Raw genomic sequence first — 14,270 nt, forward strand, 5'->3', positions numbered from 1 at the left:
CAGCTTCGATTGGTCGCCGCGACGCGGGCCGTGGGGGAAGGTGGTTTCCTTCGCCCTCCCGCCCCTTGGAGTAACACCGTGATTGAGCTGCAGAGACTGCGTGACGTGTTCCGTACGGCGCTGGACCTGCCCGCGGACGCACCCGTGGATGATCTGCATTACCAGGACCACGAGAAGTGGGACTCGCTCGCCCACATGTCGCTGATCGCCGCGCTCGAAGATGAATTCGACGTAATGATTGACACCGAGGACGTCATCAATATGTCCAGTTTCGGTGAGGCGACGCGAATTCTCGGTAAATACGGGGTTGATTTCAATGGGTGATCGGGTGGCCCTGATCACCGGGGCGTCCCGCGGCATCGGGCTGGCCACGGCGCACCGCCTCGCCGAGTCCGGGCACGACCTGGTCCTGCACGGCCACCGCCCCGAGCCGGTCGCCCAGGCGGCCACCATGCTCGCGGACAAGTACGGGGTGACCGCGGTCAGCGCGGCCGGGGACATCGCCGACCCGGCGACCAGCCGGGCGGTGATGCGGCTCGCGTTCGAGACGTTCCGCCGTCTGGACGCGCTCGTGGTCAACGCGGGCACCCACGCGGCCGGGATGCTCGGCATGATCGACGACGCCACGGTGCAGCGGCTGTTCGCGGTCAACGCGGCCGGTGCCGCGCACACGCTGCAGGGAGCGGTCCGGCTGCTCGGCCGCGGCCGTGCCCCGGCCGTCGTGCTCGTGGCGTCGATCACCGGAACGGTCGGCGCGGCCGGTCAGGCCGTGTACGCCGCGTCCAAGGCCGCGGTCACCGGTCTGGCCCGGTCGGCGGCCAAGGAACTGGGCCCGCGCGGCATCCGGGTCAACGCCGTGGCGCCCGGCTTCATCGCCACCGACATGCTCGACACGCTGGACGACGCGGGCCGCGCCCGGCGGATCGCGGACACCTCGCTGGGGCGCATCGGCACCGCCGACGAGGTCGCCGACGTCATCACGTTCCTGCTGTCCGAGCGCGCCCGTTTCGTCACCGGCCAGGTGCTCGGCGTCGATGGCGGACTGACGCTGTGAACCTGCTGCACCCGGACGCCCGCGTGGTCGACGCGGCGACCGGCGCCGTCCTGGACCACGCGCACGTCGACGCCGCCGCGGCCGGCTTCGCCCGGCATGCCCCCGGGGTGGCGTTCGCGCTCACCCCCACCGAGCTGCCCGCGGTCGCCCGGTATCTCGGGGCGCTGCAGACCGGGCGGCCGGTCGCCCTGCTCGATCCCGAACTGGCCCCGCCCGTGTTGCACGAGCTGGTCGGGCGTTTCGCGCCTGCGCTGGTCACCGGCGTGACCGGTGAGCCGCCCGCCGGGTACCGGGCCGAGGCGGACACCTGGGTCCGGCTGTCCCCCGCGGCGGAGGTCCACCCCGACCTCGCGCTGCTGCTGACCACCAGCGGCTCCACCGGAAACCCGAAACTGGTGCGGCTCTCCGGCGCCGCGGTGCTCGCCAACGCCGAGGCCATCGCGACCAGCCTCGGCATCACCGGCGACGACGTCGCGCCGACCACCCTGCCGCTCTTCTACACGTACGGGCTGTCCGTGCTGCACAGTCATCTGCTGCGCGGCGCGACCGTGGTGCTGGAACGCAGCGGCCTGCTGCGTCCCGACTTCTGGGCAGCCGTGGACGCGTACCGCGTCACGTCGATCGCCGCGGTGCCGTACCAGTACGAGATGCTGCGGCGGCTGCGCTTCGACGCGGCCCTGTACCCGAGCCTGCGTACGCTCACCCAGGCGGGCGGGCGGCTGCGCCCCGAGCTGGTCGCGGATTTCGGGCAGCGCATGGCCGCCGCCGGCGGCCGGCTGTTCGTCATGTACGGCCAGACCGAGGCGACCGCCCGGATGACCGTGCTGCCCCCGGACCGGCTCGCCGACAAGCTCGGCTCCGCCGGGCCGCCGATCCCGGGCGGCGCGCTGTCCGTCGTCGACGGCGAGGTCGTCTACCGCGGGCCCAACGTCATGCTGGGGTACGCCGAAACCGCCGCCGACCTGGCCCGCGGCGACGACCTGGGCGGGGTGCTGCACACCGGTGACCTGGGCCGTCTCGACGACGACGGGTTCCTGTTCCTCACCGGGCGGCTCAAGCGGATCGGCAAGGTGTTCGGGGTCCGGGTCAACCTCGACGACGTGGAACGCAGCCTCGCCGCGCACGGCGCGGTCGCCGCGGTCGCCGGCGACGACCGGATCCACGTCTTCGTCGAAGGGGCGGACGCGCAGCTCGCCCGCGCCGTCCGCGGCGAACTGGCCGGCTGGCTCGACACCCACTTCTCCGGACTGGACGTGCGCGGCGTCGACGCCCTGCCGCTGCTGCCCACCGGAAAGATCGACTACCGCAGGCTGGAAGCGACCCTATGAGCGTGTTCACCCGTACCCAGGCCGACCGTGAGCGGGTGCTGCTCACCGAGCTGACCGCGCTCGTGGCACACCACCGCGCCCACTGCGCCCCGTACGATCGGATCCTCGCGGCCGAGGGTTTCACGGCCGCGAGTTCCGTCGCGGACCTGCCGTGGCTGCCGGTCCGGCTGTTCAAGCACATGGATCTCAAGAGCATCGCGGACGACGCGGTGTTCAAGGTGCTCACGTCCAGCGGCACCACGGGCGAGGTGAGCCGAATCCACCTGGACAAGCAGGCCGCGGCCACGCAGACCCGGCAGCTCGGCGCGACCCTGCGGACCGTCCTCGGCGACAAGCGGCTGCCCATGCTGCTGGTCGACTCGCGGGGCATCCTCACCGACCGGCGCTCGTTCAGCGCCCGCGGGGCCGGAGTGCTCGGCATGGCGACGTTCGGCCGCAACCACGCGTGGGCCCTCGACCTCGACGGGCGGCCCGACCTCGACGCGGTCCGCGGATTCCTCGCCGAGCACGGCGACGCCCCGTTCCTCATCTTCGGCTTCACCTACCTGGTGTGGCTGCACCTGTACGAGGTGGCCCGCGATGCCGGCCTCGACCTGAGCAACGGCATCCTGATCCACTCCGGCGGCTGGAAGAAGCTCACCGACCGGGCGGTGCCCCCCGACGAGTTCCGGCGGCGCCTCGCCACGGATGTCGGCCTGACCCGGGTGCACAACTTCTACGGCATGGTCGAGCAGATCGGCACGATCTTCCTCGAAGGGCCGGGCGGCGGTTCCCTCTACTGCCCCGACTTCGCGGACGTGGTGATCCGCGACCCGCACACCTGGGACGAGCAGCCGGTCGGCGAGCCCGGGCTGATCGAGGTGGTCAGCACGCTGCCCACGTCGTACCCCGGGCACGTGCTGCTCACCGAGGACCTCGGGGTGGTGCACGGCGTCGACGACGGGGACTGGCCGGGCAAACGGTTCTCCGTGCTCGGGCGGTTGCCCCGGGCCGAGGCGCGCGGCTGCTCCGACACCTACCGGAGGGCAGCCGCGTGAGCGAGTGCACCGAGCGCAGCGAGGGCCGCGAGCGCACGCGGAAGGCAGGCAGAGCATGAGGTTCCGTTTCGGTGAGGCGGGGGATGTGACCGCGCCGTCGGGTGAGCGGCTGGAGGTCGGCGACGAACGCATCGTGGACTTCCTGTCCCGCTTCGCCCGCCGCCTGCTGCACCCCACGATCGCCCGTCAGCACCCCGAGCTCGGCTCGCTCGGCTACTTCCTGCGCCCTGCCGAGCTGGCCCGTGCGGTCGCCCGGATGCGGCACGCGGACGCGTTCGTCTTCCCCCGCGGCAACGTCTTCCACGTGCCACCGGCCAACGTGGACACCATCTTCGTGTACTCCTGGGCGCTGTCCGCGCTGGCCGGCAACCACAACGTCGTACGCATCTCGGAACGCTCCGCCGCGGCCGCCGACGTGGTGCTAGAAGCGCTGCACGCCACGCTCCCGGACGCCGATCCGGTCATCGCCCGCACCCAGCGGATGGTCACGTACGGCCGGGACGACGCCACCACCGCCGCCCTCAGCGCGTGGTGCGACCTGCGGGTCATCTGGGGCGGGGACGCCGCCGTCGACGCCATCCGGGCACACCCGCTGCGCCCGTCCGCGCGGGACGTCACGTTTCCCGACCGTACGTCCTGGGCGGTGTTGTCCGTGCCGGGTTGGCGGGCCGCGGACCCGGCCGCCCGGCGCGCCGCCGCGCTCGGGTTCGCCAACGACGCGTACTGGTTCGACCAGGCCGCCTGCTCGTCGCCGCGCGCGGTGTTCCTGGTCGGGGCGCACCCCGACGGGGTCGCCGAGGAGTTCCTGGGCGCGCTCGGCGACGCCGTCGCGGAACGCGGCTGGACCGTGGACGCCGCCATGGCGGTGGAGAAGCGGGTGCACGCGTACGGGCTGGCGGCCACGGGGGCGGCCACCGGACTGCGGCATGCGGGCAACGCGGTCACCGGGCTGACCCTGACCGGGGTGTCGGCCGCGCCCCGACGCTGGATCGGGGCGGGCGCGTTCCCGTTCGCCGCGGTGGACTCGCTCACCGACCTGGTCCCGGCCATGACCCGGCAGGACCAGACCGTCAGCCACTTCGGGTTCACCCCCGACGAGCTGCACGAATTCGCCGCGGCGCTGGGCGGGCGCGGCGTGGACCGGATCGTGCCGTTCGGGTCCGCGCTGACGTTCAGCGCGATCTGGGACGGCTACGACCTGCCCCGCGAATTCACCCGCCTGACGACTGTGCAGGCGTAGCACCGATGGTCACCCTCGCCGAGCGCGCCGCGCCGCATGCTCCCCGGCGCCGCACCGGCCTGCTCCGCGTGGACCGTCCGCGCCGGCTGGCGGCCGTACTTCCGTGGCCGGTGGTCGCCGCCGCCGCGGGCTGGACACTGCACGTCACGGGCACCCGGGCCGCCGACATCGCCGCGTACGCGCTGTACTGGGCGCTGGCCATCGTCGTGCCCGGCACGCTCGCGTACCGGGCGTTGCGGGGCAGCCGCGGCAACCTGCCCGAGGATCTCGGCCTCGGCGCGGCCACCGGCCTGCTGCTGGAGCTGGCCGCGTGGGCGGTGTCCGCCGCCGCCGGGTGGCAGGCGGCGCTGCGCTGGTGGCCCGTACCCGTGGTGGTCGTTTTTGTGGTCGTGCCCCGGCTGCGGCGACATTGGCGGATCGGCGAACGGCGCCCGCTGCCGGTCGCCTGGTCGTGGCTGATGGCCGGGGTCGCCCTGCTGATCGTCGGCTGGGGCGGGTACCCGATGCTCACCAACCCGCTGCCGCCCGCGAATGCGGTGTACTACCAGGACCTGATGTACCACCTGGCGCTCGTCCGCGAGATGACCCGCACGATGCCGTTCGAGGTGCCGCAGCTCGCCGGGGAGTCCCTGCGCTACCACTACCTGTCGGACGCCCACATGGCCGCCGCCAGCATGATCACCGGAGTGCCGCCCGCGACCGTGCTGCTGCGGTTGTGGTTCCTGCCGATCCTGGTCACCGCCGCGTTCGTGATCGCGGTCCTGGCCCGGGACCTGGCGGGCCGCTGGTGGACCGGCCCGGCGGCGGCCGCCGCGGCGTTCGTCGGGCTGCCGGTCACCCTGGGTGCGCCCGGCGGGCTGCTCGTCGGCAGCCCGGCCGTGTTCGCCAGCCCTTCGCAGATCTACGCGCTGCCGCTGTCCGCGCTGCTGGTCGTGCTCGCCGCGGATGCGCTGCGCGGCCGGCCGCTGGGCCGGGCGTGGGTGCTGGTGCCCGCGCTGGCGTTCGCGTGCGCCGGTGCGAAATCGAGCGCCCTTCCGCCGCTGGTCGTCGGCGCCGTCCTGGGCGGGGCGGTCGCCTGGTGGCAGGCGCGCCGCCACAGGGATGGGACCGAGGCGCGGCGTCCTCTGTGGCCGGTGCTGGGGCTCGCCGGGGCGCTGGTCGGTGCGATGGCCCTGGGGTTCCGGGTCTTCGCGGGCGGGGGAGCGGGCACCCTGGCGGTCGAGGCGTTCTCCGCGCTCAACTGGACCGCGCCCTACCAGCTGACCCTGGGGCGGCACGACGGCCCCGGGCACCACGGGCTGATTCTGCCCAGCGTACGGGCGGCCACGCCCGATCAGCGGTGGTTCATCATCACGGTCCTCGGGTGGTGGGTGCTGACCCAGACGCCGCGCCTGCTCGGCCTGACCGCGCTCGGGATCCGGCCGACCCGCCGCGATCCGGCGGCGTGGCTGCTCGGCGGGGCCACGGTCGCCGGGGCGGGCGCCATGTGGCTGCTGTGGCACCCCTCAGCCAGCCAGCTGTACTTCTTCACCGGCGCGGTGCCGTACGGCGCGGTGCTCACGGTGTGGCTGCTCGCGGTCCTCGTTCCCGCGGGCGGCGGCTGGTGGCGCCCGGTGGTGGCGGCGGTCGCAGCGACCTTCGGTGCCCTCTGGGGCGCGTTCGCGCCGCGTGTTTCCGCGCCCGTCGTGCCCACCATGGAGGGCTGGAGGCATGCCTTGGCGGTGCCCGCCGTGCGCGCGCTGGCGGGACTGGCGATCCTGCTGATCGTCATCGCCGCGGCGACCCTCGCGGTGCGTCGCCGAGCACCCGCCGTTGTCCCGGATCGCCGTGCTGTCGCGGGCTCGCTTGCGGCGACCGCGGTGGCCGCGGTGCTGGGCTGCAGTCTCGGTACCGGCGTCGCCGCCGTCGTGGACAACCTGGACAAGGCGCAAGGGCCGAGCAAGCTGTCGGACCGGTACGTCACGACGCCGGAGATGCGCGCCGCCCAGTGGCTCGACGCGCATGCCGGCCCCGACGACGTGGTCGCCACGAACGTGCACTGCCAGCCGGTACGCAACCGCCACGTGTGTGACGCGCGGGCGTTCTGGGTGGCGGCGCTGGGCGGGCGCCGGGTCCTCGTGGAGAGCTGGGGCTACTCGGACGCGGCGGTGGCCGCGAACGGCGTCGGCGGCCGCAAGTACATGTTCCAGCCGCCCCCGGATCCCGGGTTGTACGCCCGCAACGAGCGGGCCTTCACCGACCCCACCGCCGCAGACCTGGCGGAGCTGCGCCGGGTGCATCGGGTCCGCTGGCTTTTCGCGGACCGCCGGGCAGGTCCCGTCGCACCCCGGTTGTCGGAGCTGGCCACGATCCGCCGAACCGATGGACCGGTGACGATATACGAGCTGCCCTGACCGCCTGGCTGCGGCGTGAGCGTCGGGGGCGCGCCGATCAGCGCCCATACGGAATCTCGGCGGGTGATCAGCGGCGGCGCCAGTGCAGCGGTGCGTCGCCGTCCGCGACGAGCTCGCCGGTCGCGGCGAGGTGGTGCAGGTGGGCGACCGTTTCTGCAAGTGCCAGACGCCGGGTCAGGCCCTCCAGGGCGGCCCATCCACGCGACCAGGTCAGCTCGGCGGCGATGGCCCACGCGGTCGGTGCGGCCAGCCGGTCCACCACGGCCAGGATCTCGGCGGACCGTTCCCGGTGGTGGGCGATCAGGTCTGCGGCACGGGCGGGCACCCGCCGGAAGCGGTATTCGTGCGCGGGCAGGGCCTCGTCGTCCGGGTACGCGGCAACCTTCGCCAGCGACTCCAGGTACGCGCTCAGCGGGTCGGAGCTGCGCCCCTCGTGGACCCCGATCGTCGGGCTGATCCGGGGCAGCAGGTGGTCGCCGGTGAGCAGCACCCCGGCGGACGCGTCCCGCAGGCACAGGTGGCCCGGTGTGTGCCCCGGGGTCCACACGGCCCGGACCGCCCGCCCGGCGATCGGCACCAGGTCGCCGTCCTCGATGAGCCGGTCCGGCTCGGCCAGCGCCATCAGGTGCGCGATGCCGGTTTCCGCGAAGAACAGCCCCTCCAACGCGTCGGCCGGGACGCCGTGGCCCAGCAGCCAGGCCGGGTCGTTGGGGCTGCGCTCGTCGTTCCACGCCCGGGCGGGCAGGCTCCGCGCCTCGGCGGGGTGCATCGCGACCCAGGCGCCCGCGGTCTCCCGTAGCCAGCCGCTGAGGCCGTGATGGTCGGGGTGGATGTGGGTGGCCACGATCCCGGTGACGTCCGTGGGGGCGGCGCCCGCGGCGGCGAGACCGTCGGTGAGGGCGGCCCGCCCCTGCGCGGTGTCCCATCCGGGGTCGACGACGACCACGTCCGCGTCGCCGACGAACGCGTACGACAGGGTGTACCGCAACGGGTTGTGCGGGATCGGCACGGGGATGGACCACAGGCCGGGCCGTACCCGTTCGACCGGGGGGAGTATCCGGCGCCGCCATGCGTCCTGCTGCGCCACGCCGGTGACCGTGAGGCCCGTTGCCGTGTCCATTAACGGACGTTAACCGCGCGGGGCCGCCCGTGAACCCCTGCTGTGACGATCTCCTCAGTGTCCGACGCCCGCCACCGCGGCGTGGATCATCGCGGCGATGCCCTCCATCGGGTCGCCGTCGTCCACGCCCAGGTAGCTCTTCAGGCAGGCGACCGACAGCCGGTGCCTCGGATAGAAGCCGCCCACGCTGCCGCCCATCCCGCTGTAGCCGATGCGGGTGCCGCCCACCTCGGAGGCGTACCCGAGTGTCTTGGGCCCCTCGCCACCGTACGCCCAGTCGAGGCCGTGCGTGGCCACCGTCGTGATCTCCTTGAGCCGTACCGGGGAGATCAGCCGGACGCCGTTCACCTCGTCCATCAGGGCCGCGTACATGCGGGCCAGGCCGCGCGCGGTGACCGAGCCCACCGCGGGAAGGTCGGTGACCAGCAGGTCGCGCCGGTTGCCCAGGGCCGCTTCCGGCCGTACCCCCGGCGGGGCGATCTTGTCGAAGTTCTCCAGATGGGCGCTGGCCAGGGCAATGGCGGCGGACCAGTTGCGGTCCTCCAGCCGGGCCAGGCGCGGCAACTGCGAGACGGGCACGCCGAAGTACAGCTCCCGATCGGCGTCCAGGGGCCGCGCCACGTCCTCGGCGAGCACCTTCGCCACGGTGCGGCCGGTCGCCCGGTGCACCGTCTCGCCGACCAGCCAGGCCCACGTCCAGGCGTGGTAGCCGTGCCGGGTGCCGGGCTCCCACAGCGGTGAGCTGGAGGCGATCGTCCGGCACATCCGGTTCCAGTCGAGCAGGTCCTCGGGCATCGTGTACGACGGCAGGGCCGGCACGCCGGCCGAGTGCGTGAGTACGTGCCGCAGCGTGGTGGCTTCCTTGCCGTGCCGGCCGTACTCGGGCCACACGTCGACCAGCCGCATGTCGTAGTCGATGTCCCCGCGCTCGGCGAGCACGTGGACCGCCGTGGCGGCCAGCCCTTTGCCCGTGGTGTAGCCGAAGAACAGGGTGTCCGGCGTGACCTGCTGGCCGGTCGCCGGATTGGCCATGCCGGAGACAGCGCTCACGACGAGCCGCCCGTCGAGGTACGCGGCCACCTGCACGCCGCGCTCACGGCCGGACGCGACGAGCCCGTCGACCGCCTTCTGCACCCGGGTCTGCAGGGCGCCCAAGTTCTGCTTGTGCGTCATCAGCCCCCTTCCGGGACTACTTTCCCACTTGGGAGACGGGCATACCGGGAGGTCAGCGGAGTGTGCCCGCGACGAGCAGCCCCACGTACGCGGCGCCGAGCCCGGCGAGCAGGCTGCCCACCGCGTTCGCCACCGCCAGTGTCCGGGCCCCGTCGCGGGCCAGCTTCATCGTCTCGAAGCTGAACGTCGAGTACGTGGTGAGCGCCCCGCAGAACCCCGTGCCCAGCAGCGCCGCCCAGGCGTGTCCCAGCGGCAGCGCGGTGAGCAGGCCGAGCACCAGCGAGCCGAACACGTTCACCATGAACGTCCCCCACGGGAACAGCGAGGCGTGGCGGGCCTGCACCGCCCGGTCCGCGAGGTAGCGCATCGGGGCCCCGACGGCCGCCCCCAACGCCACGAGCAGCAAGGTCACCGCGACTCCCCCGGGGTGCCCGGGGCGGTCCGGCGTCCGACCAGCACCTCGGTGGCGGCCGTCCCGGCCCACACCGCCAGCAGCGCACCGAGCAGCGTCGCGGCCAGGTACAGCAGTGCGGTGCCCGCGGCCCCGTGCGCGGCGGCCTGCTGGACGTCGACGATCGACGTGGAGAACGTCGTGTAACCACCCAGGACGCCGACGCCGAAGAACGGCCGCACCAGCTTGCGGTCTCCGAACACCTCCGCGATCAACACCATGAGTACGCCGATCAGCAGTGATCCGCTCACGTTGATCACCCAGATGGACCAGGCGAACGACCCGGGCGCATGCGGCCACGCCAGCGTCACGCCGTACCGGGCCAGCGCGCCGAGCACGCCCCCGGCCGCGATCGTGCCCAGCAGCCGCGCCGGGTGCGGGCGCAGCTCGGTCCGCTCCTCGGGCACATGCAGGTCGACATCCGGGTCGATCGGGAACATGGACGCGTGCACACCGCCTCCTACCAGCGTCTGCCTGGCAGGGACCGTTGGCGACGGCTCGTCGCGGTGCACCCCGCGCGGCGGGATCGGCGGGCCCCACCGCCGTGGAGCGCATGCTCCGAACCTCAGGCTAGCCGACCGCCGGCGGGACGGGGCCGGGGCGGGCGTGGCGGCGCCCACCCCGGCCGTTCCAGGGCCGCGGGCGGTCGGCGCGGGGCGCGCTCGGAGAGGGACGTCGCGGGCCGGCCGGTGCGGCGGTGGTCCACTGTAGGCGATGGGGTTGAATGTTGCCCTTCCCGGAGTTCACGCGCGGGCGCCCAGCGCGCAGCAGTCGTCCGTGGCCGTGTCGACCCGGATGCCGCGCAGCTGTACCCCGGCCGCCCGTTCCACCACGATCGGCGACCACGCGTCGGCCCGGCCGGTCCCGGCCAGGCGGCAGTCGCGGATCACGGTGTCGGCGTAGCGCAGCACGGTGACCTCGCCGTCCACCTCACTGCGGCCCCAACCGGCGACCCGGACCGCGTACCGGGGGCCGGTCCAGCGGACGCACACGTCGGCGATGTCGATCCGGGCGCCGATGTCGGGTACGGCGACGAACCGGTCCGTGTTGTCGCCGGGCAGCAGCCGGAACCCCATCTCGACGTCGCGCAGGCACGCCCCGGACACCCGTACGTCGTGCACGGAACTGAGGTAGAAGCCCTCGATCGCGTCCCGGACCCGCAGGTCGGTGACCGACAGCCCGTGGGGATGGTAGGTCGGACCCACGATCGAGGACACGTCCGCGCCGACCGCACCCCAGTGGACCGCGACGCCGGTGCAACCGCCGCGCACGGTGAGGTCGTGCAGCGTGACGTCCCGGACCGCGCCCATCACCGCGACGCAGTTGGCGCCGCGATCCGCGGGCCGGGACACGTGGACCCGGCGTACGTCGATGCGGGCCTGCCACTGCGGTGACTCGGCGTACAGGTATTCGCCGACCGTGATCGCGGTGCCGCGGTCGCCGCCGTGCTCGCCGGGATCGGCCGGGGACGGGCACAGTCCGAGGTCGCTGACCGACACGTCCGAGCCGAGCACGTGCAGGACGGGCTGGCCCGTGCTGCCCGAGGAGACCAGCCAGGTTCCGGGCACCCCGCCGTTCGCGCCGGTGACCTCGCTGCCCCGGATCGTCCAGCCGGTGGGCACCCGCAGGCCGCCGGCGATCGGGTGGCGGCCCGGCGGCAGTTCCAGTTTCCCCGCCGCGCCGGTGTCCAGCGTCTCCTGCAGGACGCGGCGGTTGCGGTCCGCGTCGGCGGTCAGGACCGGTCGGTGGATCATCGCGCCCGGTTGCCGGCCGCGGGCTGCGCGCCGGCCTGCGCCGCGCCGGCCTGGGCCGCGTCCGTCTGCGCCGCGCCGGCCTGCGCCGCGCCGGCCTGGGCCGCGTCCGTCTGAGCCGCGCCGGTCTGGGCGTTGTCCGGGTGGGCCGCGGCATCAGGTTGCGGGGCCGGGGCGGGCCACACGTGCAGGGACAGGCGCCGGTTCGCCCGGGTCAGGCCGAGCAGGACCGGTCCGGCGGCCGCCTCGGTCAGCCGCAGGTCGAGCCCGCGCGGGCGGCGGGCCACGACCTCCACCCCGACGTCGGCGCCGGTGCACAGATCGGCGGCGAACACGTCCGGGCGGCCCGGTGGTGGCACGGGCAGCGCCAGGGCCAGCGCCCGCAGCGCGGCGCGGCGGGCGATGCGCAGGACCTTGAAACCCGCGCGGGACGGCATCTGGCGGGTCCACCGGTTCGACGGGGAACGCGGGACCGGCGGGGCGGGCGGCACTGCTGCCACGTCGAGCCGGAACACCCCGGCCGCGCCAGGCGGCAGCAACGCCAGATCGCACCCGGAGGCGCCGTCGGACGGGGCGGGGACCACTGCGGTCGGGGCGGGGGCCGGCCGTACCGTGATGCGGTCGATGCGCAGGCCCACCGCGGACCCGGACGAGAACCGGGTGCGGGCCCACGACGGACGTGGGGGTTCGGCCAGTTCCACCACGAGTACGCCGTCGCCGTCGAGCTCGCCGGCGGGCAGATCGAACGCGACCGTGGCCCGGGCGCCCGCGGCCGCGCGCCAGCCCTGGCGGCGGGCGAGCAGCGCCGCCCCGCGGATCTGCCCCTGCGCGCGGACGAGCACCAGCCGGGGACGTTCCGGGTCGGTGCGCGGCGGCCGCACCCGGTCGGACCACCAGCGGGTGCCCAGCTCGTCCAGGTGCAGCTCGACGGTCACCCGCACGGGCGCGGCCGTGCCGCGCAGACGCAGCGCGACCGCGCCGAATTCGCCGGTCACCCGGCCCAGGATGCCGGTGCCGCGCATCACCTGGTCGACGATGCACAGGGCCGGGTCGCGCCCGGCGGCCGCCTCGACGGGCAGGTCGACGACGTCGCGGGGGCCGTCGAAGTCGGTGCGGAACCAGGTGCCGATCACGCCAACCAGTCCGTCCGGGTCAGCATCGGCTCCTGGCGGGTCCACATCCGCTGCACCGCGGTGAACAGCGGGTCCGCGTCCGCCTCGATGTGCCGGTACGCCGCCCGCATCGTCTTGAGCAGGGTGTCCGCGGGCCACACCTCCCACTGTGGGACGAGTGGGGTGACCACGTCGGTGCCGCTGCGGTACAGCCACAGCCAGAGCCGGGCCCGGCGGACCTGCTCCTCGGTGACCAGGTCGGCGCCGTCGCGGATCGCGGCGATGCTGCTCTCCAGGGTCTTCCAGTACGCGTCGGTGTCGTCGACGACCGTGGACAGTCCGCACGAGCTCCACTCCGACCACCCGGCCTGCAGCACCGGGATGCCGTACGCGGGCAGCTCGTTGCTGACGCTGCCGCGGACCGTGACGCCCAGGTCGGTGAGGCTCCACAGGGCGTTCTTGCTGAGCGTGGCGCTCGGCCGGAACACGACGTGCCGGGCCTTGCGGTGGCGCTTGGCGACCGAGTCGAAGAAGCCGGTCGAGTCGTACAGCTTCTGGCTGGGGTGGTCCAGGAACAGCCACTGGGCGTCGGTGTTGCCTGCGGCGTAGTCGGCCGTGTCGGCGAACCAGTCGGCCAGGCTTCCGAACAGCTCCCGGTTCGTGCCCAGCGCGTCCGAGACGGCGTGGTTGAACACGGTCACCAGGGGACGGTCCGCGGTGAAGCCCAGCCGGGACACCACGCTGGCGCGCATCCGGGCCCGCTCGGCCGGGTTGCCGAGGTCCACCGAGGCGGTCACCCCGCCGCGCCACCAGCTCGGCCGACCCAGATTGACCTTGGCCCGCCAGGCCACCAGCTCGGCGCTGCGGCGCAACCCGTCGCGCTGCGGCCAGACCTGGTTCTCGAACGCGTCGCCGATCAGCCGGGTCAACTCCTCCCGGAACGTGCCGGTGCGGGTGTCGTGTTCGGGGAACAGCCCGTACGCCTTGAGGCAGCCGGTCTGCTGGGTGTGGATGATCGGCACGGACCTGCGGCGGGCCACCTCGACGGCCAGCCCCCACTGGTCGTAGTCGACGTGGCTGGTGACCAGCGCGACCACCGGGCCTGCGAAGACGCGCTCGTAGCGGGCCGCGAGGCCGCCGGCGTACCGGCGGCGCAGGCGGTAGTCCGGCCGGGTGGCGTGGTCGGCGGGCAGCCGGGGCACCTTCGCCAGCCGGCAGTACGTCGCGTCGGTGTACGCCGTCACCGTGACGTCGTCCAGCTCCGGGGTCTCGGCCTCGCGCCGGACCGCCGCCCACACGTCGATGACCTCGTCCGCCCCGTACGCCTGGGCGATCTGGCGGACCGTGTCGACGTCGAAGCCGTTCCACAGCGTGCGCCGCCACTGGTCCTCGACGCCGGTGAGCACGACGAGCCGGGCCGGACGCAGCCGCCGGATCGCGTTGGCGAACGCGAGGTTCCGCAGGTTGACCCGGATGTCCTGGTGGAACATCTCGACCACGACGGCCGCGTCGTCATCCGCGCGGGGGAGGTTCTTCTCCCAGTAGACCGCTGCGGCTTCCAGGAACCACTGGAGTTCCCGGTTGTTCGCGTTGAGCCACACGTGCTTGCCT

Annotated in this window: 13 protein-coding genes; 6 read left to right on the plus strand and 7 right to left on the minus strand. The window is 73.8% G+C overall.

All coding sequences use genetic code 11. From position 1 onward, the window contains the following. Window positions 1–81: 81 nt before the first annotated feature. From ACMCNK_RS25835 to ACMCNK_RS25860, 6 genes are read left to right on the plus strand one after another with little or no spacing between them, the layout of a single operon-like run. Window positions 82–324 (plus strand): acyl carrier protein, encoded by a 243-nt coding sequence (locus tag ACMCNK_RS25835; protein WP_412740995.1) that lies wholly within the window; start codon window positions 82–84, stop codon window positions 322–324. After that, window positions 317–1,054 (plus strand): SDR family NAD(P)-dependent oxidoreductase, encoded by a 738-nt coding sequence (locus ACMCNK_RS25840; protein WP_412738949.1) that lies wholly within the window; start codon window positions 317–319, stop codon window positions 1,052–1,054. Before ACMCNK_RS25835 ends, ACMCNK_RS25840 begins: the two co-directional genes overlap by 8 nt. Continuing rightward, the gene (locus ACMCNK_RS25845) at window positions 1,051–2,382 is read left to right on the plus strand and encodes an AMP-binding protein (protein ID WP_412738950.1); all 1,332 of its coding nucleotides are present in this window, start codon (window positions 1,051–1,053) and stop codon (window positions 2,380–2,382) included. The genes ACMCNK_RS25840 and ACMCNK_RS25845 overlap by 4 nt, the downstream gene beginning before the upstream one ends. Then, window positions 2,379–3,419, plus strand: a complete 1,041-nt coding sequence (locus ACMCNK_RS25850) for an acyl-protein synthetase (RefSeq protein ID WP_412738951.1) — start codon at window positions 2,379–2,381, stop codon at window positions 3,417–3,419. The genes ACMCNK_RS25845 and ACMCNK_RS25850 overlap by 4 nt, the downstream gene beginning before the upstream one ends. A 55-nt stretch (window positions 3,420–3,474) precedes the next feature. Continuing rightward, window positions 3,475–4,659 carry an acyl-CoA reductase gene (locus ACMCNK_RS25855; protein ID WP_412738952.1) on the plus strand — a complete coding sequence of 395 codons (1,185 nt, stop codon included), beginning with the start codon at window positions 3,475–3,477 and terminating at the stop codon, window positions 4,657–4,659. Between the two features lie 5 nt (window positions 4,660–4,664). Next, window positions 4,665–7,052, plus strand: a complete 2,388-nt coding sequence (locus tag ACMCNK_RS25860; protein WP_412738953.1) for a hypothetical protein — start codon at window positions 4,665–4,667, stop codon at window positions 7,050–7,052. A 67-nt stretch (window positions 7,053–7,119) separates the two neighbouring features. Here ACMCNK_RS25860 and ACMCNK_RS25865 read toward each other — a convergent pair whose 3' ends face one another. The 7 genes from ACMCNK_RS25865 to ACMCNK_RS25895 form a co-directional block, all read right to left on the minus strand. After that, window positions 7,120–8,172: an MBL fold metallo-hydrolase gene (locus tag ACMCNK_RS25865; protein ID WP_412738954.1), complete on the minus strand. Its 1,053-nt coding sequence runs from the start codon at window positions 8,170–8,172 to the stop codon at window positions 7,120–7,122. A gap of 54 nt (window positions 8,173–8,226) precedes the next feature. Then, window positions 8,227–9,345 (minus strand): serine hydrolase domain-containing protein, encoded by a 1,119-nt coding sequence (locus tag ACMCNK_RS25870; RefSeq protein ID WP_412738955.1) that lies wholly within the window; start codon window positions 9,343–9,345, stop codon window positions 8,227–8,229. Window positions 9,346–9,397: 52 nt separating this feature from the next. Next, window positions 9,398–9,757 (minus strand): fluoride efflux transporter CrcB, encoded by a 360-nt coding sequence (crcB, locus tag ACMCNK_RS25875; protein WP_412738956.1) that lies wholly within the window; start codon window positions 9,755–9,757, stop codon window positions 9,398–9,400. After that, window positions 9,754–10,236, minus strand: a complete 483-nt coding sequence (locus ACMCNK_RS25880; RefSeq protein WP_412740996.1) for a fluoride efflux transporter FluC — start codon at window positions 10,234–10,236, stop codon at window positions 9,754–9,756. Before ACMCNK_RS25880 ends, crcB begins: the two co-directional genes overlap by 4 nt. A 303-nt stretch (window positions 10,237–10,539) precedes the next feature. After that, entirely contained in the window at window positions 10,540–11,550 is a 1,011-nt protein-coding gene (locus tag ACMCNK_RS25885; RefSeq protein ID WP_412738957.1) for a hypothetical protein, read from the minus strand. Next, the gene (locus tag ACMCNK_RS25890; protein WP_412738958.1) at window positions 11,547–12,680 is read right to left on the minus strand and encodes a hypothetical protein; all 1,134 of its coding nucleotides are present in this window, start codon (window positions 12,678–12,680) and stop codon (window positions 11,547–11,549) included. The genes ACMCNK_RS25885 and ACMCNK_RS25890 overlap by 4 nt, the downstream gene beginning before the upstream one ends. Beyond that, entirely contained in the window at window positions 12,677–14,260 is a 1,584-nt protein-coding gene (locus ACMCNK_RS25895; protein WP_412738959.1) for a hypothetical protein, read from the minus strand. Before ACMCNK_RS25895 ends, ACMCNK_RS25890 begins: the two co-directional genes overlap by 4 nt. Window positions 14,261–14,270 lie beyond the last annotated feature (10 nt).

The sequence above is a fragment of the Krasilnikovia sp. MM14-A1259 genome, assembly GCF_047159535.1.
GTDB lineage: Bacteria > Actinomycetota > Actinomycetes > Mycobacteriales > Micromonosporaceae > Actinoplanes.